This is a genomic window from Shewanella sp. cp20, assembly GCF_000832025.1.
GTDB lineage: Bacteria > Pseudomonadota > Gammaproteobacteria > Enterobacterales > Shewanellaceae > Shewanella.
The window spans coordinates 1-24,387 of record NZ_JPII01000024.1 but is presented as its reverse complement, the minus strand read 5'-3'; the positions used below and the strand labels follow the sequence as shown (position 1 = coordinate 24,387).

General features: G+C 48.1%; 17 protein-coding genes and 1 pseudogene. 11 read left to right on the top strand and 7 right to left on the bottom strand.

The window, feature by feature from the left end; all coding sequences use genetic code 11:
• Nucleotides 1-71: 71 nt before the first annotated feature.
• From DB48_RS08265 to ampD, 7 genes are all read right to left on the bottom strand, one after another.
• Nucleotides 72-4,526 carry an EAL domain-containing protein gene (locus DB48_RS08265; protein WP_041509826.1) on the bottom strand — a complete coding sequence of 1,485 codons (4,455 nt, stop codon included), beginning with the start codon at nt 4,524-4,526 and terminating at the stop codon, nt 72-74.
• A 142-nt stretch (nt 4,527-4,668) separates the two neighbouring features.
• Nucleotides 4,669-6,096 (bottom strand): dihydrolipoyl dehydrogenase, encoded by a 1,428-nt coding sequence (gene lpdA, locus DB48_RS08260; protein WP_041509825.1) that lies wholly within the window; start codon nt 6,094-6,096, stop codon nt 4,669-4,671.
• Nucleotides 6,097-6,249: 153 nt separating this feature from the next.
• Nucleotides 6,250-8,196 carry a pyruvate dehydrogenase complex dihydrolipoyllysine-residue acetyltransferase gene (gene aceF, locus DB48_RS08255; protein ID WP_041509824.1) on the bottom strand — a complete coding sequence of 649 codons (1,947 nt, stop codon included), beginning with the start codon at nt 8,194-8,196 and terminating at the stop codon, nt 6,250-6,252.
• A gap of 11 nt (nt 8,197-8,207) precedes the next feature.
• The gene (aceE, locus tag DB48_RS08250) at nt 8,208-10,874 is read right to left on the bottom strand and encodes a pyruvate dehydrogenase (acetyl-transferring), homodimeric type (protein ID WP_041509823.1); all 2,667 of its coding nucleotides are present in this window, start codon (nt 10,872-10,874) and stop codon (nt 8,208-8,210) included.
• Between the two features lie 70 nt (nt 10,875-10,944).
• On the bottom strand, nt 10,945-11,697 hold the full coding sequence (gene pdhR / locus DB48_RS08245) for a pyruvate dehydrogenase complex transcriptional repressor PdhR (protein WP_011867228.1): 753 nt from the start codon (nt 11,695-11,697) through the stop codon (nt 10,945-10,947).
• 238 nt (nt 11,698-11,935) lie between these two features.
• On the bottom strand, nt 11,936-12,787 hold the full coding sequence (gene ampE, locus DB48_RS08240) for a beta-lactamase regulator AmpE (RefSeq protein ID WP_041509822.1): 852 nt from the start codon (nt 12,785-12,787) through the stop codon (nt 11,936-11,938).
• 63 nt (nt 12,788-12,850) lie between these two features.
• Entirely contained in the window at nt 12,851-13,396 is a 546-nt protein-coding gene (gene ampD, locus DB48_RS08235; RefSeq protein WP_041509821.1) for a 1,6-anhydro-N-acetylmuramyl-L-alanine amidase AmpD, read from the bottom strand.
• 284 nt (nt 13,397-13,680) lie between these two features.
• Here ampD and nadC point away from each other — a divergent pair, with 284 nt between their 5' ends.
• The 11 genes and pseudogenes from nadC to mutT all read left to right on the top strand — a co-directional run bounded on the left by nadC (nt 13,681) and on the right by mutT (nt 23,843).
• A complete protein-coding gene (gene nadC / locus DB48_RS08230; protein WP_041509820.1) occupies nt 13,681-14,562 on the top strand; it encodes a carboxylating nicotinate-nucleotide diphosphorylase in 882 nt (293 codons plus the stop codon).
• Nucleotides 14,563-15,468: 906 nt separating this feature from the next.
• Nucleotides 15,469-15,592 (top strand): annotated as a pseudogene (locus tag DB48_RS20610) (prepilin-type N-terminal cleavage/methylation domain-containing protein); the annotation flags it as partial.
• 26 nt (nt 15,593-15,618) lie between these two features.
• The gene (locus tag DB48_RS08225) at nt 15,619-15,906 is read left to right on the top strand and encodes a hypothetical protein (RefSeq protein ID WP_443018626.1); all 288 of its coding nucleotides are present in this window, start codon (nt 15,619-15,621) and stop codon (nt 15,904-15,906) included.
• 58 nt (nt 15,907-15,964) lie between these two features.
• Nucleotides 15,965-17,674, top strand: coding sequence for a type IV-A pilus assembly ATPase PilB (pilB, locus tag DB48_RS08220; RefSeq protein WP_041509818.1), 1,710 nt, complete (start codon nt 15,965-15,967; stop codon nt 17,672-17,674).
• Between the two features lie 27 nt (nt 17,675-17,701).
• Nucleotides 17,702-18,967, top strand: a complete 1,266-nt coding sequence (locus tag DB48_RS08215; RefSeq protein ID WP_041509817.1) for a type II secretion system F family protein — start codon at nt 17,702-17,704, stop codon at nt 18,965-18,967.
• A 35-nt stretch (nt 18,968-19,002) separates the two neighbouring features.
• Nucleotides 19,003-19,920 (top strand): prepilin peptidase, encoded by a 918-nt coding sequence (locus DB48_RS08210; protein WP_041509816.1) that lies wholly within the window; start codon nt 19,003-19,005, stop codon nt 19,918-19,920.
• 23 nt (nt 19,921-19,943) lie between these two features.
• A complete protein-coding gene (locus DB48_RS08205) occupies nt 19,944-21,842 on the top strand; it encodes an LTA synthase family protein (protein ID WP_041509815.1) in 1,899 nt (632 codons plus the stop codon).
• A complete protein-coding gene (gene coaE / locus DB48_RS08200; RefSeq protein ID WP_041509814.1) occupies nt 21,835-22,449 on the top strand; it encodes a dephospho-CoA kinase in 615 nt (204 codons plus the stop codon). Before DB48_RS08205 ends, coaE begins: the two co-directional genes overlap by 8 nt.
• Before the next feature lie 8 nt (nt 22,450-22,457).
• Nucleotides 22,458-23,192 (top strand): cell division protein ZapD, encoded by a 735-nt coding sequence (zapD, locus tag DB48_RS08195; protein WP_041509813.1) that lies wholly within the window; start codon nt 22,458-22,460, stop codon nt 23,190-23,192.
• 48 nt (nt 23,193-23,240) lie between these two features.
• The gene (gene yacG / locus DB48_RS08190) at nt 23,241-23,453 is read left to right on the top strand and encodes a DNA gyrase inhibitor YacG (protein ID WP_041509812.1); all 213 of its coding nucleotides are present in this window, start codon (nt 23,241-23,243) and stop codon (nt 23,451-23,453) included.
• Nucleotides 23,454-23,843, top strand: coding sequence for an 8-oxo-dGTP diphosphatase MutT (gene mutT / locus DB48_RS08185; protein WP_041509811.1), 390 nt, complete (start codon nt 23,454-23,456; stop codon nt 23,841-23,843).
• Nucleotides 23,844-24,387: the final 544 nt, after the last annotated feature.

Genomic DNA, 24,387 nt, shown 5'->3' with positions numbered 1-24,387 from the left:
AGGGACAAGATATTCTAGCAAACATCTTAAAAAACAAGAAAGTTTGCCCTATCGACGCGATGACGAAGCCGTTATTGTGACTTGATGTAGAGGTATTTCTCGAACTCATCGATAGTCATCGGCTTGGCAAAGTAGTAGCCCTGTATAACGTAACAGCCGCGGCTAAAGACCTGTTCTAACTGCTCCTGAGTCTCAACCCCTTCGGCCACCACCTTCAGCTTAAGGTTACGGGCCAGCTCTATGATACTGCTGGCGATCGCCTGATCCGCCTCGTTATTGGCGATATCGATCAGGAAGGAGCGGTCAATCTTGAGCGTGCTGACATCGAAGCTACGCAGATAGGCGAGCGACGAATAGCCGGTGCCGAAGTCATCGATAGCGACCTCTATGCCGATCTCCCGCAGTGCCTTAAGGTGATCCTTGGCCACATGCAGCTCTTTCATCAAGACACCTTCGGTGATCTCCAGCCCCAGCATCTTGGCCGGCATGCCCGACTCCTTGAGCGCCTGCTGCACATCCTGAATAAAGTCGGGTTGTCTGAAGTGCACCGCAGAGACGTTAACCGACAGCTTTAACTCATCGCCGAAATGTGCGGCCCACTTGGCCCCCTGAATACAGGCCTGCTTGATCACCCAGCGGTCGATGTCGATGATCAGGCCACAGGACTCGGCCACCCTGATGAAAATATCGGGGCGGATGTAGCCCTCCTTGGGATGATGCCAGCGCAGTAGCGCCTCCATCCCGACCACCTTATCGTCTTTGAGAATATCGATCTGCGGCTGGAAGTAGAGCTCAAACTCCTGCCTGTCCATCGCCTTACGCAGCTCGGCCTCCAGCTTGAGGTGATAGAGCGCCTCGGCATTACGCTCGGCCGAGAAGTACTGGAAGTTGCCACGCCCCTCTTCCTTGGCGTGATACATGGCCTGATCGGCGTTCTTAATCAGCACCTCGGGCTGCTTGGCATCATCCGGCCACAGGCTCACCCCGATACTGGTGGAGATAAAGAACTCGCGGCCGTAGAGCTCGAAGGGTTTCTCTATCTGGCGGATCAAGGCCTCGCACAGATGGTTGACCTCATCGATATCGACCATGTCACGCATCAGGATCACAAACTCGTCGCCACCGAAGCGGCAGAGGGTATGGCTCTCGCTCACGCAAGATTGCAAGCGACTGGCGGCTTCCACCAGCAAGGCGTCGCCCATGCTATGGCCGTAGGAGTCGTTGACGTTCTTGAAACGGTCCAGATCGAGGAAGATCAGCGCCAGCTTGTCCTGGGTCTGCTCCGCACGGTGAATACACTTGGCCAGACGCGAGGCGAACAGGGAGCGGTTCGGCAGGCCGGTAAGCACGTCATAGTTGGCCAGACGTCGCAGGTCGGCCTCCGTCTGTTTGCGCTCTGTGATATCGGAGAATACCGCCACATAATGGCTGATGGCCCCTCGGTCATCTTTCATGGTCGACAGGTTTAACCACACGGGACAGATTAGCCCCTCGGAACACTGAAACTCATGCTCGCCGGTCCAGGTGATCCCCTGTTCCAGCAGGATGCTGATCTCATCGCTCCTGTCTTCGCTGCTATGAACCAGCTGGGAAAAGTATCTGTCGATCAGTTCATCGGCGCTCATCCCCAGGATGCTCTGAGCGGCCTTGTTGGAGACCCTCACCCGCTCATCGGCGTCTAAGATAAGTACCCCTTCGGAGGTGTTGGCAAAGGCCTGCGCCAGGAGTTTAACGTCATCCTCCAGTCGACGCTGGGTCGTGATATCTGTGTAGATACCGGCAACCTTCTTCACCCTGCCGCTGATGGGATCAAACTCCAGGGCGCGTCCCCGCACCCGGGTCCAGCCCCAGGACTCGTCGGGGCGACGGTAACGATAATCCACATCCAACCTGTCATCCTGCTTAGAGAGCAGACGTTTCCAGGCCGTAAACACCTTGTCCTGGTCGTCGGCATAGATGGGGAACTCATCCATCTTGAGCTCGAAGGCATCGCCCTTGTCAGGGAAGTAGCGTCCGCGGTTTTCAAGCAGGAAGGTTTCACTCTCGCTGTGCCACTCCCACAACTCTGAGTCACTGCCCCGCAGCGATTGACGCAACCTGTCCTCGCTCTCCTTGAGCGCCTTGTTGACCCGTCTGAAGGCACCGATCTGCTTCTGACGCAGCAGCAGGAAGTAGAGCCCCACCAGCAACAACGAAATTAACAATAAGCCCCTGAACCAATCATAGTTCCACCAGTAATCTTCTACCACGAAACGGAATGAATAGGGGGTCTGCGACCAGACACCGTTTTTCTCACTGAGAATGTCTAAGGTGTAATGGCCTTGCTTGAGACCTGAGACGTTAACCTGCGACTGGCCCATCAGCTGCAGATACTTGCTCTGCTCAGAACCCTTGCCACGACGCAGGCGGTACTGTAACTGAAACGGAATATCGGTCAGATAATCCAGGCTAGTTAACTGGAAACTGATCAGGCGCGCACCGGGCTCGATCAGCATGCCGGCCTCAGGCACCAGCTTGGTCTCCGTGTTGTCCTCATAAAATACCGAGACAGACTCCATCATAATGCCATCTTCCGCGAGGCGGTTTCGCATCTGGGGCACATCCACTAAGGCGACCCCGTCTGGGCTGCCGACAAACAGGCCGGCACCGGGCTGATAGAAGGCGGCGCCGTCGTTAAGTTCATGACTGATAAGTCCGTCCTGCTTCTCGATAACCGTAAGCCCCCCCGTGGTGAGATCTTGCCGCACCAGGGAGTTGGCGCAGCCCAGCACCCGATAACCGGGAAGCTGCTCGATGAAGTAGACGGAGCTGCACTCCACCTGCCAGTTGTCGGTAAGAAAATAGGTCAGCCCTGTCTTGGGGTGATACTCCACTAACCCCTTGGGCGAGGTGCCGAGCCAGAGCACTCCAGAGTCCACCTCCTTGATATAGCTGACATCGATAGAGATGTTCTCGTCGGCGAACAGGTCGATACGGGAATAGAAGAGCCCCTTGCTATCGATATAACCAAACAGGTTTTCGCCGCCAATCCACAGCTTACCGTCGGCCGCTCGATAGATGGAGCGCAGCGGGATCTGATGCAGGGTGCCGTCGACCCCCTTGACCTGCATACGAGTCGGCTCCAAACTGCCCTTGTCCCAATAGAACAAGCCCGTGGCGGTAACAAACCACCAGCGGGAGGCGATCAAAGGATCCTTGTAGCTGAAGTAGATCATCTTATTTTCGAGCGAGGTGCGCCCGCCGGTGATCTCGGCAAATCTCTGCGTCTTGTGCGCCTGGCGGTCGTAGGTAAACAGGCCATTGGTGGTGCCCAGCAGCAGATGCCGTTTGTCTAACTCGTTTACCGCATAGACGCTGTCGTTGACTTCCATCTCCTCTGGCAGGTAGGTCTGACTCTTCCTGGCATCACGATCCACCTCGATGAGCCCCTTGTCTGTGCCCAACCACAGCTTATTTTGATCGGCAAAGATGCTCCACACCATCTCGTCGCTGAGCCCATAGGGGGCGTTACGGGTGAAGTTATCCAGCACGAAATCGGGGTCGTCGGCGACAATTGCTAGGCCATCGCCCGAACCGCCCACCCAGACCAGGTCATTGTCGTCCACCGCCAGGTCGTAGATATAGTCGAGATCGGCCGCCAGCTTCAGTTCATTGCTAAAGTGCTTTATCTCCAGGGTGTCGGGGTGCCACTTGATCAGCCCCTCACGGCCCGAAAGCCAGAGAAAGCCCAGCTTATCCTGAGCCATCTGGGTCACATAGAAGGGGATCTGCTCCACCTTCTCAAGGGTTAACGAGTCGGGGTAGACGCGATATAAACCATTGCTCGAGCCCAGCCACAGACGCCCCGCCCTGTCTTCAAACAGGCTCTTGATCTGGCCCTGCTCCTCAGTCCAGGGGAAGATCCCCCTGAGCATCCCCAGGCTGTCCCTGAGTTGCAGCTCATAAGTCTTTCCCACAATCAGCTGGGAGTCGCCAAATTGCGACAACACAAACCAGGGCATATCGGGATCGCTTGGCAGGGCACTGATGAAGGTGAGCGACATCGCCTGGTAATCCAGACGGTAGAGCTCGCCGACATAGCTGAGCAGCACATAGCTACCATCTTTCTGGCGGGTGATTGCCTGTAGCCCACTGGGATTAAACTTGGGAAACAGCTCGCGACTTCCCAGCTGGACAAACTCATCTTGAACTATGTCATACAGGTAGGTATTGGCATAGCTGCTAACCAGCAGGTGCTGTTTACTCAGGGATTCGACGAGATAGATATACTCATCAGAGAGGCGAATATGGTTGGCGTCTTTGTCGATGCGCCGCGCCTTAGTGTCGCTGACGCGGTACAAGCCCTGCTCGGTGGAGAGCCAGGTGTAACCATACTCATCGAAGCTAATGTCGTTTACCGTGGCATTGTTGAGGCCGTCGCGAGCGCTAAAGACCCTCTGTACCAGATCGCCCGCCAAACTTGGCGTGGTAAAGCCAATCATAAATACCAAAAAGCCTAGTAAGCGAAACGCCTGGGTAAAACTCATAGAAGATCCCATTTCAGACAAACAGCACGGCGGGGTTGGGACATAGCGCGATAAACTTATAATTGTTACAAAAATATAATATATAAGTTAGCCAGCCAAAAAAAAAGCGCTCAGTGAGCGCTTTTTCGGATTTCAGAAGCAATTATTTCTTCTTCTTTGCCTTAGGGTTTGGCAAATCGGTAATTGAACCTTCGTAGATTTCAGCCGCCAGACCGACAGACTCGTGTAGCGTCGGGTGAGCGTGGATGGTCAGCGCCAGATCTTCGGCATCACAACCCATCTCGATAGCCAGGCCGATTTCACCCAGTAGCTCGCCACCGTTCACACCCACGATAGCACCACCGATCACACGATGGGTTTCCTTATCGAAGATCAGCTTAGTCATACCGTCTGAGCAGTCAGAAGCGATCGCACGACCACTTGCCGCCCATGGGAAGCTTGCCGTCTCGTAAGCGATGCCTTGCTCTTTGGCTTCTTTCTCGGTCAGACCAACCCAAGCCACTTCAGGATCTGTGTAGGCGATTGATGGGATAACCTTAGGATCGAAGTAGTGCTTCATGCCAGCAATCACCTCGGCAGCGACGTGGCCTTCATGCACACCTTTGTGTGCCAGCATTGGCTGACCCACGATGTCACCGATAGCATAGATGTGTGGCACGTTGGTGCGCATCTGCTTGTCGACATTGATGAAGCCGCGCTCATCGATGTTTACGCCAGCCTTGTCGGCATCGATCAGCTTACCGTTTGGTGTACGACCGATAGCCACCAATACCGCATCGTAGCGTACTGGCTCAGTTGGCGCCTTCTTACCTTCCATAGAAACATAGATACCGTCTTCTTTCGCTTCAACGGCAGTTACTTTGGTCTCTAGGATCAGGTTGAACTTGTTCTTGATCTTCTTGGTGTAGACACGAACGATATCTTTATCGGCTGCTGGGATAACCTGGTCGAACATCTCAACCACGTCGATCTCACTACCCAGTGAAGAGTACACCGTACCCATCTCCAGACCGATAATACCGCCGCCCATAACCAGCAGCTTGCCAGGAACTTCTTTCAGCTCAAGCGCATCGGTAGAATCCCAGATACGTGGATCTTCATGAGGAATGAAAGGCAGTTGAATTGGGCGAGAACCCGCAGCGATGATCGCTTGCTCGAAGTGCACCACTTTCACGCCATCTTCACCAGCAACTTCGATGGTGTTAGGACCGGTAAACTTACCCAGACCGTTAACCACGTTGACTTTACGCATCTTAGACATGCCGCCCAGACCGCCAGTCAGCTGGCTGATAACACTCTGCTTAAACTCACGTAGCTTATCGAGATCGATCTGCGGCTCGCCAAATACCACGCCGTGGTTAGAAATGGCTTTCGCTTCTTCGATCACTTTAGAAACGTGCAGTAGCGCCTTAGATGGGATACAACCCACGTTCAGACACACACCACCTAGGGTACTGAAACGCTCTACAATAACAGTCTCCAGACCTAAGTCGGCAGCACGGAATGCTGCTGAATAACCTGCAGGGCCTGCACCTAAAACCACTACCTGAGTTTTGATTTCGTTACTCATGTTTTCCTCTATTCTTTCTCATTGTGTTGGGAGGAATTCCGGCCCAACCCATTATGACGCCAGCTTTTTGAACGTTAGTTCTTGTAAGGTGGCCGCATTTTAACCTTTCAAGGAGTTAAACAAAAGGCTACTCATGGTGAGTAGCCTTCATCATTACAAAATAAGTGTGCGTATGTCGGACAGCATACTTGACAGGGTCACGCTAAAGCGTGCCGCCATCGCGCCATCGATCACACGGTGGTCGTATGATAAAGAGAGCGGCAACATTAACTTAGGCTCGAAATCTTTACCATTCCACTTAGGTTTAATTTCAGACTTAGAAACCCCTAAGATCGCGACATCAGGATAGTTGACGATAGGCGTAAACGCGGTACCGCCTATGCCACCTAGGCTAGAGATGGTGAAACAGCTGCCCTGCATGTCTGCAGCCTTAAGCTTGCCATCACGGGCCTTAACCGAGATCTCCATCAGCTCGGCTGACAGCTCGATAATGCCTTTCTTGTCGACATCACGTACCACAGGAACGACCAGGCCGTTTGGCGTATCGACCGCCACACCAATGTGGTAGTACTTCTTCTTGATCAGCGACTCACCATCGGCGCTCAGGCTGGCGTTAAACACTGGGAACTGCTGCAGTGTCTTGGCAACCGCCTTCATCATGAAGACCAGCGGGGTGATCTTGACGCCAGTTTTCTGCTTGGCGGCGATCTCGTTTTGCTGCTTACGGAAGGCTTCCATCTCTGTAATGTCGGCTTCGTCGAACTGAGTCACGTGTGGAATAGTGACCCAGTTACGGTGCAGGTTAGGTCCAGAGATCTTCTGGATACGGCTCAGCGGCACTTCTTCCACTTCACCAAACTTAGCGAAATCAACCTTAGGCGCAGCAATCACCTGCAATCCGCCTTCACCGGCACCCACACTGGTGGCTGCAGAGGCTTTAGGACGAGACAGCTCATACTTAATGTAAGCCTGAACGTCTTCTTTCAGAATACGTCCTTTAGGGCCGCTACCTGTAACCTGAGTCAGGTCTGCACCGAACTCGCGGGCCAGACGACGAACCGCTGGCGAGGCGTGCACGGCACCCGTTGCTGGCTTGCTACCGGCACTTGGGTGATGCGGCACAGGCGGCTTGCTCGCCGCAGGCGCTGGCGCACTGGCTTGTGGAGCCGGCGCAGACGCGGCAGCTGCAGGGGCTGGCGCGGCAGCCGGTGCACTCGACTGCGTCTCTATGGTCGCAATCACGCTACCTTGAGAAACCTTGTCACCCACCTTAACGGTCACAGAAACCAGCTTACCGGCGAACGGTGCAGGGACTTCCATGGTGGCCTTGTCGGTTTCCAGGGTGATCAGGCCTTGGTCGGCCTCGATCACATCACCGGCGGCAACCAATACCTCGATAACATCGACATCAGATGCATCACCGATATCCGGCACGGCGATCTCTTTTACTTCGATGCTCGTCGTTGCTGCAGCCGCTGGTGCTGCTTCTGGTGCAGGTGCGCTAGCCGCTGGAGCTGCTGCACCACCACTGACTTCTAGCATCAGCACTAATGAACCCTGAGAAACTTTATCGCCCACAGCGACTTTAAGTTCTTTCACAACGCCGGCAGAAGGTGCGGGTACTTCCATGGTCGCCTTATCGGTTTCCAGGGTGATAAGACCCGTGTCGACATCGATACTGTCGCCCACGGCCACCAGCACTTCGATCACATCAACATCGGATGCATCACCGATATCCGGCACTGTGACTTCAATCACTTGCGCCGAGGCAGGCGCCGCCGCAACGGGTGCAGCCTCAACAGGCGCTGCCGGTGCAGGAGCAGCTTCGGCAACCGCAGGGGCTGGCTCGGCGGCTTGCGCTTCACCGGCTTCCATCATGGCGATCAGCGAGCCTTCAGATACGGTATCGCCCACGGCGACCTTGATCTCGGCCAGTTTGCCGGCGAAAGGCGCAGGAATATCCATGGTCGCCTTGTCGCTTTCAACGGTAATGATCGATTCTTCGGCGGCGAGGTTATCGCCTACCGCAGCACAGATCTCGATAACCTGTACTTCATCCCCACCGATATCGGGGACTAAAACTTCTTTTAATTCAGCCATTCTCTATCCCCTTACGCGAACTGTGGGTTGATCTTGTCAGCATCGATGCCGTACTCGGCAATCGCTTGCGCAAGCACTTCAACTGGCAACTCGTTGCGGTCAACCAGCGACTTCAGTGCGGCGATCACGATGAACTTAGCGTCCACTTCGAAGTGGTGACGCAGGTTCTCGCGGCTGTCACTGCGGCCGAAACCATCGGTACCCAGCACCTTGTAGTCGGTAGGAACATAGGCACGTAGCTGCTCGCCGTATATCTTCATATAGTCGGTGGCGACAACGGCAGGTGAATCGCTAGACAGCACCTGGCTGATATAAGCCTGCTTAGGCGTCTCGGTTGGGTGCAGCATGTTGTAACGCTCTGCCGCCTGGCCATCGCGAGTCAGCTCGTTAAAGCTGGTGACACTAAATACGTCCGACGAGATACCGAAGTCTTTCGCCAATGCCTGGGCTGCCTTACGAACCTGCTCAAGGATGGTGCCACAGCCCATTAGCTGTACCTTGCCCTTGCCGCTGCCTGAGACTGATTCCAGCTTGTAGATACCCTTGACGATACCTTCCTCGGCACCTTCTGGCATTTCAGGCTGTACATAGTTTTCGTTCATAGTGGTCAGGTAGTAGAAGATATCTTCCTGGTTCTCACCATACATACGACGGATACCGTCTTGAACGATAACCGCAATCTCATAACCATAAGTTGGGTCGTAAGAGATACAGTTCGGAATCGTGTTAGCCAATACGTGGCTGTGACCGTCCTGGTGCTGTAGACCCTCACCGTTCAGGGTAGTACGGCCCGATGTGCCGCCGACCATGAAGCCGCGAGCGCGCATATCACCTGCCGCCCATGCCATGTCACCAATACGTTGGAAACCAAACATTGAGTAGTAGATGTAGAACGGAATCATTGGCGTATCGTTAACCGAGTAACTTGTTGCCGCCGATACCCAAGAAGACATTGCGCCAAGCTCGTTGATACCTTCTTGCAGTACCTGGCCAGACTTGTCTTCGCGGTAATAAGCCACCTGATCCGAGTCTTGTGGCACATACTTCTGCCCTTCGTGAGCATAGATACCTACCTGACGGAACAGACCTTCCATACCGAAGGTACGTGCCTCATCCGGGATAATAGGCACTATGTTCTTACCTATCTTCTTATCTTTCAGCAGCGCAGTTAGAATACGCACGAACGCCATGGTGCTTGAGATCTCACGGCCGTTAGAGCCTTTCAAGATAGAATCGAAGATCTTCAGTGAAGGGACTTCGAGATCTTCAGAGAACTTCTGACGGCGAGCCGGCATAGAACCGTGCAGTGCGGCGCGGCGTTCCTGAAGATACTTCACCTCTTCCGAATCTGGACCTGGGTGATAGAAAGGGATTTCTTCTAGCTTGTCATCAGGGATCGGGATGTTGAAACGATCGCGGAAGTAACGAACGGCGCTGATGTCCATCTTCTTGACGTTGTGCGCGATATTCTTACCTTCACCGGCATCACCAAGACCATAACCTTTAACAGTTTTCGCCAGGATTACGGTTGGACGGCCCTTAGTGTTCTTAGCGTGTTGCAGCGCAGCATAGATCTTCACTGGATCGTGACCACCACGGTTGAGGCGCCAGATGTCATCGTCAGACATGTTCGCAACCATCTCGGCAGTTTCAGGGTACTTACCGAAGAAGTGCTCACGGGTGTAAGCGCCACCTTTGGCCTTACAGTTTTGGTATTCGCCGTCGACGGTTTCTTCCATCAACTGCAGCAGCTTACCGCTGGTGTCGCGAGCCAATAGCGGATCCCAGTAGCGACCCCAGATGACCTTAGCCACTTCCCAGCCAGCGCCGCGGAATTCACCTTCAAGCTCTTGAATGATCTTGCCGTTACCACGTACAGGACCATCTAGACGCTGCAGGTTACAGTTAACGATGAAGACCAGGTTGTCCAGCTCTTCACGCGCCGCCAGACCGATAGCACCTAAGGTTTCTGGCTCGTCACACTCACCGTCACCCAGGAAGCAGTATACGGTTTGCTCAGAACAATCTTTCAGACCACGGTCGGTCAGGTACTTCAGGAAGCGAGCCTGATAGATAGCCTGGATCGGACCCAGACCCATAGAAACCGTAGGGAACTGCCAGTAGTCCGGCATCAACTTAGGGTGTGGATAAGAAGAAAGACCCTTACCATCGACTTCCTGACGGAAGTTGGCCAGTTGATCTTCGGTCAGGCGACCTTCGAGGAAAGAGCGCGCATAGATACCTGGTGCGATGTGTCCCTGGAAGTAAACCAGGTCACCGCCATCCTTCTCGTTTGGTGCACGGAAGAAGTGGTTAAAGCAGACATCGTAAATGGTTGCACTAGAGGCGAAACTGGAAATGTGGCCACCCAGCTCAAGATCTTTCTTCGAACCGCGCAATACCATGGCCAGGGCGTTCCAACGAATGATGGCGCGAATGCGACGCTCCATCTCCTGGTTACCAGGCATATGAGGTTCCTGACCCGCTGGAATCGTGTTCAGATAGGCAGTGGTTGCCTTATAAGGCAGATGAGTACCGTTACGACGAGCCTTGTCGATTAGCTTCTCAAGAAGAAAATGAGCACGTTCCGGACCTTCTTGCTCTAATACGGCTTGTAATGAATCGACCCACTCTTGAGTCTCTAACGGATCTAAATCTTGCAGCATATGTTCAGACATTTCGCAGTCCTTCCCTATATACATTAATTGTATGAATTGAATAATAAAAAGTGGCGGTTAGACAGACTGCCTACGCGCCACTCTTCAAACGGCGCAGACTACGCTGCAACCGGCTATCTTCTTCCCTCACAGACAACATCACTTCCTCAATGTAGCTTAGATGCTCGTTTGAGGCTTCTCTTGCTGCTTCAGGGTCACGACGCACGATGGCGGCAAGAAGATCTTGCCTATGCTCGTTCGCCATTTTAGAGGCATCAGCTCTGCGCTTTAGCAACTCTAGGTTTTGTGCCACATTCTTATGCAGCACGGGAGATAAACTCAGTACCAAGTGCAGCATAGCCACGTTGTGTGAGGCTTCGGCAATGGCGCGATAAAAACACACGATCGCCTCTGCCTTCGCCTCGATGTCAGACGCAGCTTCTACCGCTTGGATTTTTTCTTTGATGTTTTGCATGTCGGCATCGGTACCCCGAAGTGCCGCGAAGTAAGCCATCATGCCTTCAGTGGCGTGACGAAACTCGAGAAGATCGTACTGACTCTCGGAATCGCTGTGCATCAGCTCCACAATAGGATCAGCAAGACTCTGCCAAAGTTGCTCTTTGACATAGGTACCACCGCCTTGACGACGCAGCAGCAAGCCTTTTGCTTCTAACTTTTGAATTGCTTCACGAAGAGATGGTCGAGAGACTTCGAATTGCAGTGCCAATTCACGCTCTGGTGGTAATTTCTGACCCGGTTGCAGACTCCCCTCTAGGATCATCTGCTCCAGCTGATTCATGATCACATCAGAAATTTTTGGCTGGTTGATTTTGCTATAAGCCATATGGCCCTCAGCTCCTATTGTAAATTGGTCTTACCAATTTAATTGACTGAGCGCACTTTATCAAATCACATTTCAGATGTCCAGTTCGTGATCTGCTTCATGTAAACTCACGATTTGTGAGAATAGCTTATATTTATGATAAAGGGGTCTGACCATTGCCCCAAGTGCTTAGGGCTCGCCTTGAATAGCAATAACGAGGCGAGCAAGCCGCAATACGAGCGTCCGCCTCGCCCCGCAGCTACACTACCACCCCAAAAATCGTCAGCAAAGAGAGGCCGATCACGAGTAAGATAAAGTTACGCTTACTCAACTGTAGCAAAGAGATGGTAGATTGGACGCAAATTGGTGTAGGTGAATTAAATTCAATGGTCTCTGCCGCCAGAGCGACCTCAGATATGACATCGCGCGCCGGGCAACGCCAGCACAGCGCCTGTTGTCGCCAGCGAGCAAATGCCAGTGAAAAGTGCCCACTGAGAACATAGCCTAGCGCGATCAATCGGCTCGGCAGCCAATCCAGCAACAATAAGGCGGTGTCCACCAAGGGAAGATCGATTCCACGGCTCTTGGCATCGTCCGAGAAATAACGCACGGTACAGTAGAGTACGGCGCCGGCAGGTCCGAAGAAGATAAGGTATAGCGCCACGGCGCCATAGAAACGATAATTGAGCCAGGCAACCGTCTGCCCGACTTTCTCACCGAGATCTTGCTCTGACACGGCATCGAGCGACACATAAGGGTCAAGCTCATCGGCAAAGTGGTAACAAGCCTGTGCGTCACCACGACAAGCCGCCTGTATATATTGCTTGAACACCTGTCGCTGTTTGAGGTGACTGAAACAGAGAATCGATACACCAACCCAGAGGGCAAGACTCAATATTCCCCAAAACATCCCCGCCACGAACCAGGCGAGTACCTGCACGGCTATCGCAGGGAGAATCAGCGCGATAGCCATCATAAGATCGTTGGTGAGCTGCTTACGGCCAAAGAAACTCTTGGCATATAAGGCTAATAGGGTTTCTAGCTGCCATGCCTGGGGTAATAGCTTGAGACGTTCTATCATGATCGCCAGCAATAAAGAAAACAGTGCCATCTTACTCCCCTCTCCCTTCCATCTAATTGTTGTGTTTAATGGTAAACCAAGCTTTTAGGTAAGTTACGCTTCATCCAAACTCGCGCGATATCTTCGCCAGTCGAAACTTTCACCGGGATCAGTCTTCCGACCTGGTGCGATATCGCTATGACCGACGATGAGATTTCTATTGAGCATAGGATATGCGTCAAACAAGACCAAGGTTAATTGCTTAAGCCGCTCATACTGAGCATCGGTATAGGCTTGGCTATCTGTGCCTTCCAGCTCGATACCTATGGCAAAGTCATTACAACCGGTACGCCCGGCAAACTCAGAGACGCCAGCATGCCAAGCACGATCATCACAGCTGACATACTGCACCAGTTCACCGTCTCGCCGAATCAAAAAATGCGCCGACACCTCTAAGCCGTCGAGTTCACAAAAACTCTCGTCAGCCTGAACATCCAAACAGCCTTGAAAAAGCTGATCGATATAAGGCAACCCGAACCGCCCCGCCGGCAGGCTGATATTATGGATCACCAAGAGACTCACCTCTCCATCTGGTCGGGCGTTAAAATGTGGCGAGACGCACTGTCGACACTCTTGAATCCACCCTTTTTGCAACGTCATGTTAGCCACAGGCCAATCTACCTCCAAACAATATCAAGCCGTTAGCACTTTAACCCAATTCGCTTGATACTCGCCAGTCACTCGAAGACTATGAATACAAATCGGCACAAATTGCGTCTATCTTCAGGCTCAAGCACTAAATATCCCTGCTTTTTCAATCTGGGATTTGTTACTATTAATGCCATATAGCTAAGTGCTCGCAGCCATTGAAACGAGAGAGATAACCCGTTCGAGCTTAAGTTGTAAGCTCAGGGAGTGCGGCGAGCCGCCATGAGGATAGAAAGATGCTGGAAAATGACATTAGATTAGCCGTCAAAGTCGCACTCGAAGAAGATTTAGGTTTTCAGGCTGACTCGAATCTAACCCCACAAGAAAAATTGAGTCTGGACATCACAGCTCAGCTTATTCCAAGCGATAAGTATGCGCAGGCCACACTAATCACCCGCGAAGAAGGCGTCTTTTGCGGTAAGGCATGGGCAGAACAGGTCTTCAACCAATTAGGCGGTGAAGTCGCTCTGCATTGGCATGTTGACGATGGTGACCTTGTGTTGCCGAATCAGGTTTTATGCGAAATGTCGGGTTCTGCTCGCGCCATCCTGACCGGTGAGCGCACCGCCATGAACTTTATCCAGACACTCTCCGGCGTGGCGACCTTGACTAAGCTTTATGTCGATAGACTGGCGGGCACTCACTGTAAACTGTTAGACACTCGCAAGACCATACCAGGTCTACGAACAGCACAAAAATATGCCGTTACCTGCGGCGGCGGAAAAAACCATCGCATTGGCTTGTTCGATGCCTTCCTTATTAAGGAGAATCACATCATGGCCAGTGGCTCGATCGCATCAGCCATCAAAGCAGCCCGTAGGCTTGCCAGCGACAAGTTAGTGGAAGTCGAAGTAGAAAGCATTGATGAGCTAAAGCAGGCGCTCGATGCGGGTGCCGATATCGTCATGCTCGACAACTTTGACGTCACCATGATGATAGAGGCGGTAGAGCTTAATAATAGCTATAGCGAAAACCAGCGGGTAAAACTCGAGGTGTCGGGCAACGTGACCCTAGATACCATCTCAGACTTCGCCAAAACCGGCATAGACTACATCTCGGTCGGAGCCCTGACCAAACACGTCAAGGCGTTGGACTTATCGCTTAGGCTGAAAGATTAATTTCCTGTAATAAGATGCCAGCGGTGACTGGAATGCTCAATCTGATACTTTTACCCATCAGGTTGAGCAACATTTACGCAACAAGTCAGATTACCACTAAAGATTGTACGTAAATTGTTCAAGGCTAAAACGGCTTTCTAGCCGCTATAAAATTGACACTCCTGGTACAATCGCCAATTTTTCAGCCAAAGTCATAATTACGCTATAACTTTTTTTACAAAAAAAATTTTTATTAGACAAATTCACCATCAAATTAGTACTTTGATGCGATTTACGGTTCCCTTTTTGTTAACTTTGTACTAACTTTGGCTGTAGGCGAGATGGCCCTTTCGGCCAGCTTACCATGAAGGTAAACCGACTTAGTAAGTCGAAAGCATTAATTATTGTTAATTGAAGATTTTCTAGACTAGCGACAAGTTTAATGAAACATACCGTTAACACTTTCTCTGTATACGAGAGCGTAAAAAGGGCAAGCATTAAACGAGTCCCAGCTTAAAACCTGCTGGAAAAAGTTAAGATATTGATGATAAGAATATGATTTCTACTGACTAAATTGCCAAATGGTGCAGTTTGCCGAATGAAGATTAATTAAACTTAGAGTGAAAGCCGAGAGTGAGTGGTACACCAAGGCAAAAACAGCCTGCTTACTGGACTCATTTTAGGAATTCATAAAATACTAGTTGATAGTAATAACGATTTGACCAGGGACGACGTCAAAAGCTACGCAGGAGCAAGCTGAAATAGCGGTCTCAGCACCGCCTTCTAAAGTAATGGCTGTAGCATTGGTTACTTGTACAAGTTTAACTATTACTATAGCGATAACACTAGAATAGTTGTGCTGCCACCCTGCTATAGTCAGCATTAGGATGAGTCGAATCAGAGTTCTGTCAAACGGAGAGAGTAAAAATGAAAGGTATCAAGAAGACTAACGCTAAGGGTTTCACCCTGATTGAATTAATGATCGTTGTTGCAATCATCGGTATTCTCGCCGCAATTGCACTGCCAGCTTATCAAGACTACACCAAGAAAACTCGTTTTGCCGAAGTAAATACCGCAATTGACGGTTTCAAAACTGCGACGACTATTTGTGTTATGCAACAGGGTAAAGGTTCATCATGTGGTGCGAGTTCTAATGGAGTGCCTAGCGTTCCAACAGCAACAGCCAACCTAGCTTCTCTTACTGTAGCAGCGACAGATGCATCAATTATTCTGACCGGTACAGGTACAGCTGCTGCCGGCGGTAAGAAGAATGTATTGACTGGCACTATCAACGCATCAGATCTTACCATTACATGGGCACAATCAGGTGACTGTGTAGCGGCTGGCTACTGCCAAGATCAATAATCAGTCTATGCAGAATGAGGTAGTCGCTTAGCCGACTACCTCGACTGATATACTTATCATGCCAACAACAGGTCTTCACTTAGGTTTATCCACCCTCTTTATTCGCAAGCATCTATTAAGCGAAGAGCAAGTTGCATCAGCAATAACCAAATCGCGCCAATCTAAACAATCTTTAGTATCTACAATAGTTTCGGAAAAGCTCATTTCTGCTAGAGAAATCGCAGAACTGTGTTATGAAGAATACGGTACCCCACTGCTAGATTTAAATGAGTTTGATATAAGCAGCATTCCAGAAGATTTTCTCAATAAGAAACTCATTGAAAAACATAAATGTTTACCTCTGTTTAAACGTGGCAATCGTCTCTATATTGGTACATCAGATCCTACCAACATTGCTGCATTAGAAGATTTCCAGTTTAGTGCCGGTTTGCACGCCGAAGCGATTCTAGTTGAAGACGACAAGCTAACCTTAGCATTAGAAAAAGTGCTCGAAGAAGATATCTCGGCGCTTGATTTAGATGGTATTGATGAAGACTCGCTTTCCGGTATAGAAATTACAGATACAGACAAGCGCCAGGAAGAACAAGCCGGTGATGCCAGTGACGATGCCCCCATCGTCATCTATATCAATAAGATCTTAACCGATGCTATACGAAAAGGTGCATCAGATCTTCATTTCGAGCCTTACGAAAAACGCTATCGAATCCGCTTTCGTATCGATGGAATCTTACACGAAGTCTCAGAGCCTCCGGTAAATTTAGCCGGGCGCATATCGGCACGTTTAAAAGTAATGTCAAAGCTGGATATCGCCGAGCGCCGCGTCCCTCAAGATGGTCGCATCAAGATGAAGCTGTCGCGCACTAAATCCATCGATTTTCGTGTAAGTACCCTGCCCACTATCTGGGGCGAGAAGATCGTAATGCGTATCTTGGATTCATCCTCGGCGCAGCTAGGCATCGAAAAACTAGGCTATGAAGATGATCAACGAGCACTCTATGAGGAAATGCTCGCCAAACCACAAGGCATGATCTTGGTCACCGGCCCTACAGGTTCGGGTAAAACCGTATCCCTCTATACCGGCCTGAATATCCTCAACACCGAAGAACGCAACATATCTACGGCAGAAGACCCGGTCGAAATCAACCTAGAAGGCGTTAACCAAGTTCATATCAACCTCAAGGCAGGCTTAACCTTTGCTTCGGCGTTACGTTCATTCCTCCGTCAAGATCCAGATGTAGTCATGGTGGGTGAGATCCGCGACCTAGAAACGGCTGAAATAGCCATCAAGGCCGCACAGACAGGTCACCTCGTATTATCAACCCTGCATACCAACTCTGCCGCTGAAACCCTTACTCGTCTTATCAACATGGGGGTTCCTGGTTATAACATTGCGAGTTCGGTAAATCTGATCATTGCCCAGCGTCTTGCAAGAAGACTGTGCACAGAATGCCGTCAACCAGAAGATGTTCCCGAACACGAACTGTTAAACCTAGGCTTTACCCAAGCCCAAATCGATGATGGATTTACCGTCTACAAACCTATAGGTTGCGATCTCTGCTCTGGAGGCTACAAAGGACGTGTCGGTATCTATGAGGTGATGAAGATGTCGGATGAGATTGCCCGTACTATCATGGAAGGAGGCAACTCACTACAAATAGCCAATCAGGCGAAAGAACAGGGCATGCGCGATCTTCGAGACTCTGGCCTACGCAAAGTGATTGCCGGAGTAACCAGTATTGCCGAAATAAACCGCGTCACCAGTTTCTAATAAATAGATACTCACAAAGGATTATCCATGGCTAGCGCATCACTCACAAAAACCACAACTAAAAAGCAAAAGGCAGCCAAGGCTCAACCTAAAGTAGTCACCTTCGAATGGAAAGGCACTAATCGCGATGGCAAAAAAACTTCGGGAGAACTCAGAGGAACGTCATCTGCAGAGATTAAAGCACAGTTAAAATCTCAGGGTGTTAACCCTAAGGTTGTTAAGAAAAAAGCCGAATCCTTATTTAAAAGCGATCCAAAAATCAAGGCGATGGATATCGCCATGATCACCCGGCAAATAGCCACTATGTTGGCAGCTGGCGTCCCAATTGTGACTACTCTTGAAATGCTAGGTCGCGGCCATGAAAAACCTAGAATGCGAGAACTCTTAGGTACAATAGTTAACGACGTACAAGCTGGCATTCCATTGTCAGATGCTTTAAGACCACACAGGCAATATTTTGATGATCTTTACGTCGATCTAGTTGCCGCAGGTGAACACTCGGGTTCTCTCGATGCCGTATTTGACAGAATAGCAACCTACAGAGAGAAAGCTGAAGCCCTTAAGTCAAAAATCAAAAAGGCAATGTTTTATCCTGCTGCAGTTGTTGTTGTTGCGATTTTGGTAACCTCACTGCTTTTACTATTTGTCGTACCTCAATTTGAAGAAATATTTGCTGGTTTCGGCGCCGAACTACCTGCATTCACACAAATGATTATCGGCATTTCAAGATGGCTACAATCGTCTTGGTATATTTTCATCATCGCTATTATTGTTGGTATTTGGTCATTTAAGCGTGCACACCTAAAATCTCAAAAGTTCCGCGATAAAGTTGATGAAATGGTTCTAAAAATTCCAGTGGTTGGCAATATTCTGCATAAAGCAGCTATGGCTCGATTTGCTCGAACACTAGCTACGACCTTTGCGGCAGGTGTACCACTTATAGACGGTTTAGAATCTGCTGCCGGAGCTTCTGGTAACTATGTTTACCGTAGTGCTCTTACTAAAGTACGTACTGAAGTCATGTCAGGCATGCAGATGAACGTTGCTATGCGCACTACAGGGCTCTTCCCCGATATGCTAATCCAGATGGTCATGATAGGTGAAGAATCCGGTGGTCTAGATGATATGCTCAATAAAGTTGCTAATATTTACGAGATGCAGGTAGACGATGCTGTTGATGGTCTATCCAGTCTAATCGAACCTATGATGATGGTCGTTATTGGCACCCTAGTTGGCGGCTTGATTGTCGGTATGTATCTACCAATCTTCCAGCTAGGTAATGTAGTCGGCTAACAATATCCCAGTAAAATTACTAAATTAAGCTTTCAATGACTGAATTTATCCAATTAATGGCTCAGTACCCTTTACTGTTTGCCTCAATTTCCTTCTTCTTCGCTACAGTTATTGGTAGCTTTTTAAACGTGGTAATTCATCGCCTACCAGTGATGATGAAAAGAGAATGGCAGCTAGAATGCAATCAATATCTCGACGAATACCACAAGGCTACTGTTACAGGGATTAAAGATAAACTAGCCCAACCAATCGATGATTATCCGGAGAAATACAATCTTATCGTTCCTGGTTCATCCTGCCCTAAGTGTAAAACCAGCATAAAGCCTTGGCATAATCTCCCTATACTAGGATGGCTCATACTTGGTGGGAAGTGCATTCATTGTAAAACTCACATCTCTGCGAGATACCCTATCATCGAAGCTTTAACTGGAATGATGGTCGCTTATTTGGCGTACCACTTTGGCCCTAGCTGGCAATTTGCTTTTGGAACCATACTTACCTTTGGTTTAATTGCTTTAACAGGCATAGATCTCGATGAAATGCTACTCCCTGATCAAATTACCCTTCCTCTATTGTGGATTGGCATACTGATAAATCTGAATGGTACCTTTGTCTCTATTACTGATGCTGTCATTGGTGCTACTGCCGGCTATATGAGCCTTTGGAGTGTATTCTGGGGATTCAAACTGCTAACAGGAAAAGAAGGGATGGGCTACGGTGATTTTAAATTGTTAGCAATGTTTGGTGCCTGGCTCGGTTGGCAACAACTCCCCCTAATAATTTTATTGTCTTCTATCGTTGGCGCGACGGTTGGTTTGATTCTAATTGTAACTAATAAAACCAGTTCAGAACATCCGATTCCGTTTGGCCCATACCTCTCTTTTGCTGGTTGGATATCTCTGGTTTCAGGCCCGCAACTGACTCTGTTATATATGTCATATGTAACCAGTTAACTTTGTTAAAGGAATAACAAATAATGAAAAGAAACAGGATATACATTTACACATCACTAATATACTCTCTACTACCTCTTGGGCTTTTATACTTCTATGGATTTGAAACATCTTTTTTTGGCCTCATAGATACTCTTGTTGCATCGACAATTATATTCACTGTTTACATGTCAACAATAATGGTGTCGAAAAGTCTACACTATCTCACATACATATTAATTTCAACAATACTAATTACATTTTACAAAGTTTCAATTGAATATTTTAATTTTTATCAAACCTACATCGTATATGATATAATTCCACTGTACAAAGATTTAATAAGTGCCTCCAGTAATTTCGATCTCAGTGATACTCTCCCATTGCTAATCATTGTCATTGCCACCCCCTTTTTTATTGAGAAATCAAGACCTGAAAAAATTAGCAAAAGAAGTAGTCTTATAATAATTTCTTGCTCCATTACAATAATTTTTTGTGGGACAATTTTTCACAGTAAGTCTTTTGATTCTCAATATCATAATACTAGAGTGCTTCAAGATGAAAACCCCATTCTATTACTTTTCAGAAGTACTCCCATTATCAGTAGCCTCTACACATCAAATGAAGAAATTTATCAAAAAAAATCAGAGAGTTTCATAATAAACCAAATAAAAAACGATAACATAGAAATACTACCAGAATACATTAGTGCTAAAAACTATCGCAATCTGATTCCCAACTACCCTAGCTACAGTGTTTTATCCACAGAGCAAAACCCTTTACTAAACGTCAACAAGTCAAAAGATCAATTTTCACAAAAAAGAAAAAACGTCATACTTATTGTGATGGAAAGTTTAAGAACACTAGAAGCTAATAACAAAAGCATTACGCCTAATTTAAATAAAATAATCAGCCAATCAATATCCGTAGAATCATTTTATGCTACAAATAGAACTACCGTAAAATCTGAAGTCAGTATTCTATGTAGCCTGCCTGATACGTCACCTTATGCACCTTTTTCTGTTGTTAGTGGAAAAGTTGACAACAATTGCCTCCCCAAAATCCTGAATAATAAAGGTTACGAAACAATATGGATGCATGGAAATACAACAGAATTTTTCAATAGAAAGCTTTTTCACCCCACATTAGGCTTCAATAAAGTATTTGGAAAGGAATACTTTAGAGAGATAGGTTATAGTGAAGATGATGACATAGGCTGGGGAATATCAGACAAAAATGTATTTTTACACTCATTAAAGTTTGCAGAAAGCATAGAAAAACCTTTTTTCATGGAAATCCTTTCCCTAACAAATCATCAACCTTTCACTTGGGATGTGGGTAGAGAATACCAAAATAACAACTTGGTAGTTGATAATGATGAAAATTATACAAACTATGCAAAAACAGTAAATTACGCCGACTATGCACTCGGCAAGTTTTTTGAATCATTTATTAAATCAAAAATATCTAACAACACCGTTTTAATCATAACAGGTGATCATGGAGTCCCATACTATCCAAGTTCACACTCGACTAAAGCGGAAGATAAAATTGAAACCCTATATAAAGTCCCTTTGGTCATATTTGAAAAAGGAAAAGAACACGAGAAACTGGTTGAAACAGCTTACAGCCACTTTGATCTAGCTCCAACCATTTTATCAATACTTGACATTAGATATACCAACACCTTTTTAGGGAGACCTTTTTTAGGAAAAGATGCAACAACATCGCCCCGCCCAATATTCCTGCTAGATCATAATTATTATCACTTTAAATTTGATGATGTAACATGCTATGACCCCCAAAAAGTCTTTCATGTAACAACCTGCAATGATGGAAAAATCGATCTAAGAAATCAATCAAAAAGTCTTCTTAATTACCTAAACATCTATCGAAGAGCTAACTACCATATAGCGTTAAGGCATACCAAATTACATGGGTAAAACTCTACCATTCATAATAGGCTTAACTGGCGGCATAGGAAGCGGCAAGACGACTGTCGCCAACTTGTTTGCAGAACTAGGAGTTGATCTTGTTGATGCAGATGTTGTCAGCAGAGAAGTCGTTGCCAAAGGAACCAAAGGGCTAACAGAAATCGCTAAGCATTTTGGTCCAAGCGTCCTCCTTAAAAATGGTGAACTCAATCGATCCGTTTTAAGGGATAAGATTTTTAAAGACCCTGTAGAAAGACAATGGTTGAATAGTCTTCTTCACCCATTGATTAGGACCGAAATGTTAACACAATTGCAAAATGCGACATCAGCCTACGCAATTTTAGTTGTGCCCTTGCTATTTGAGAATGGTTTAGATAGGTTAGTCAATTGCACTTTAGTGGTTGATATTTCGCCAGAGTTACAAGTAAAGCGAACCACGGAGAGGGACGCTGTCGATGAGCAGCAAGTAAAAAACATAATCGCTAGCCAGGCAAGCAGAGACGAAAAGCTATCTAAAGCAGATGATGTTATCGACAATCAAGGTGACATATCGGCATTAAGAGACAAGGTCGCTGCTTTACATAATAAATATATAAAATTAGCCGCCCAGACTTAACAATCGTCATGAATGAATTGATCTACGAACAACCGTTAAACGAGAAGACTCGAAGCTACCTTAGGCTCGAGTACCTCGCTAATCAAGTTCAAAATAATTTAGATCAAGACCATCAACACCGCTGTTTTTATCCATTATTTTCCCTGTGTGAACTCACCGAGCGTTGTGATTATCGCAGTGAAATTATAAAAGACATCGACAAGCAGCTTATAAATCTCAAAAAATGGCAGCACCTACCCCACATAGATGAGCAGCAAGTAGAAAGTTATATCGAGCAGATGCAAAAGGCGAGAGTTAAGCTCGTTCGCTGTGAAAGGCCTGGCCAAAAACTTAAGCAAGACAGGTTTCTCTCTGCCCTGCGTCAACGATTTGGCATGCCAGGTGCTTGCTGCAACTTCGATCTTCCGCAGTTACATTACTGGTTAGCTAAACCTTGGGAAACGAGGCAACAAGAATATAAGGCTTGGACGGAACATTTTGAATGTCTGTTAACGCCGATCAAATTGTTACTTGAGCTTACCCGTAAGACGACAGTGTACAACCCAGCAACCGCAGTAGCCGGCTTTTATCAGGGCTCTAGCACCCAAGCCCTCTCGCTTATCCGAGTCAAAATCGATCCTGCCCAGGGTTGCTATCCAACCATCAGCGGTAACCGGAATCGCTACGCCATCCACTTCGTATTATTTGACCAGCAAAAACACTCTGACAAATCGATAGACTTTATGTTGGCAACCTGTACCTAAAGTGGTTTACCATAGCCGACTGTTACAAATCGGCCTATGGGAATGATTATGCCAACCACAGTTAAATGCCCAACCTGCCAGAAAGAGGTGCTTTGGTCTAAAGAGTCTCAATTTAAACCCTTCTGCAGTGAAAGATGCAAACTCATCGACCTGGGTGATTGGGCCTCGGAGAAACATGCCATCCCTGTAAAGCCTGAGTTTGATCCAGAGCACCTAGATTCACTAGGCTATGAAGAAACAGACTTTTTTAAGGATCACTAAATGAAGCGTGTACATGTCGCGGTAGGCATAGTATTCAATGAAGAAAATCAGATCTTACTCGCCAAACGCCCAGTGCATCTGCACCAAGGTGGGAAATGGGAATTTCCAGGCGGAAAAGTCGAGTCCAGTGAAACGATATCAGAAGCATTAATAAGAGAGTTAAAAGAAGAAGTCGGCATAGAGGTTACCTCCACGAGCCCTCTAATGGTGATCTCACACGATTATCCGGACAAACAAGTATATCTTGATATACACACAGTAAACGCTTTCTCAGGAGAAGCTCAGGGGCTTGAAGGGCAAAAGATCAAATGGGCTAGACTCGACGAGCTCAAGAGCTATGACTTTCCAGCTGCAAACGCCCCCATAGTAGAAAAGTTACTTTCTTTATAAGCCAGTTTGAAAGCCCGAAAATCAATATGGGCTTTCCCTCCCTCCGATAACCATCGCTTTCACTCCCCCAACTCCCGAACATAAATCTTATCGACTAGATATGTTTGGTAACGATATGAACGACCTATCACAGCCTTGGGACTTGAGCATTTCATATTATCGACTGATAAAAATCTTACTATTAGGACTGCTTAAGTTAATTTCAGCAATCATTCGACTCTCACATAGGAGCCTAGGGCATCTGCTCATCAAGCGAAGCTTGATGAATGGCTGAAGCGCGTAGCAGCTAAACGACGAATTAGTGGGTCTGTAGCGGAAAAGCAGTTTCTAAATGGAACAATTAACTGCCACACTGCGTAAGCAGCTTTGGACTGCAGGTGAAGTAGATGCTTTCGCGCGACCTACATGGATGTATGAAGTGCCATAAATTGCCAGGAGCAATTTAGGCGAGCGTAGAAAGCAAAAAGCCCTAGCGTTTTAGGCTAGGGCTTTTTGCTTTATTAGGCGCCTGGAAATGACCTACTCTCACATGGGGAGACCCCAC

Bases quoted from the DNA above. Each gene is read 5' to 3' on its own strand.
- DB48_RS08205 (WP_041509815.1), top strand. From the start codon at position 19,944: ATGAAAAGAAACAGGATATACATTTACACATCACTAATATACTCTCTA.
- pilB (WP_041509818.1), top strand. From the start codon at position 15,965: ATGCCAACAACAGGTCTTCACTTAGGTTTATCCACCCTCTTTATTCGC.
- mutT (WP_041509811.1), top strand. From the start codon at position 23,454: ATGAAGCGTGTACATGTCGCGGTAGGCATAGTATTCAATGAAGAAAAT.
- nadC (WP_041509820.1), top strand. From the start codon at position 13,681: ATGCTGGAAAATGACATTAGATTAGCCGTCAAAGTCGCACTCGAAGAA.
- DB48_RS08265 (WP_041509826.1), bottom strand. From the start codon at position 4,526: ATGAGTTTTACCCAGGCGTTTCGCTTACTAGGCTTTTTGGTATTTATG.
- lpdA (WP_041509825.1), bottom strand. From the start codon at position 6,096: ATGAGTAACGAAATCAAAACTCAGGTAGTGGTTTTAGGTGCAGGCCCT.
- aceE (WP_041509823.1), bottom strand. From the start codon at position 10,874: ATGTCTGAACATATGCTGCAAGATTTAGATCCGTTAGAGACTCAAGAG.
- coaE (WP_041509814.1), top strand. From the start codon at position 21,835: ATGGGTAAAACTCTACCATTCATAATAGGCTTAACTGGCGGCATAGGA.
- DB48_RS08210 (WP_041509816.1), top strand. From the start codon at position 19,003: ATGACTGAATTTATCCAATTAATGGCTCAGTACCCTTTACTGTTTGCC.
- pdhR (WP_011867228.1), bottom strand. From the start codon at position 11,697: ATGGCTTATAGCAAAATCAACCAGCCAAAAATTTCTGATGTGATCATG.
- ampE (WP_041509822.1), bottom strand. From the start codon at position 12,787: ATGGCACTGTTTTCTTTATTGCTGGCGATCATGATAGAACGTCTCAAG.
- zapD (WP_041509813.1), top strand. From the start codon at position 22,458: ATGAATGAATTGATCTACGAACAACCGTTAAACGAGAAGACTCGAAGC.
- yacG (WP_041509812.1), top strand. From the start codon at position 23,241: ATGCCAACCACAGTTAAATGCCCAACCTGCCAGAAAGAGGTGCTTTGG.
- ampD (WP_041509821.1), bottom strand. From the start codon at position 13,396: ATGACGTTGCAAAAAGGGTGGATTCAAGAGTGTCGACAGTGCGTCTCG.
- aceF (WP_041509824.1), bottom strand. From the start codon at position 8,196: ATGGCTGAATTAAAAGAAGTTTTAGTCCCCGATATCGGTGGGGATGAA.
- DB48_RS08215 (WP_041509817.1), top strand. From the start codon at position 17,702: ATGGCTAGCGCATCACTCACAAAAACCACAACTAAAAAGCAAAAGGCA.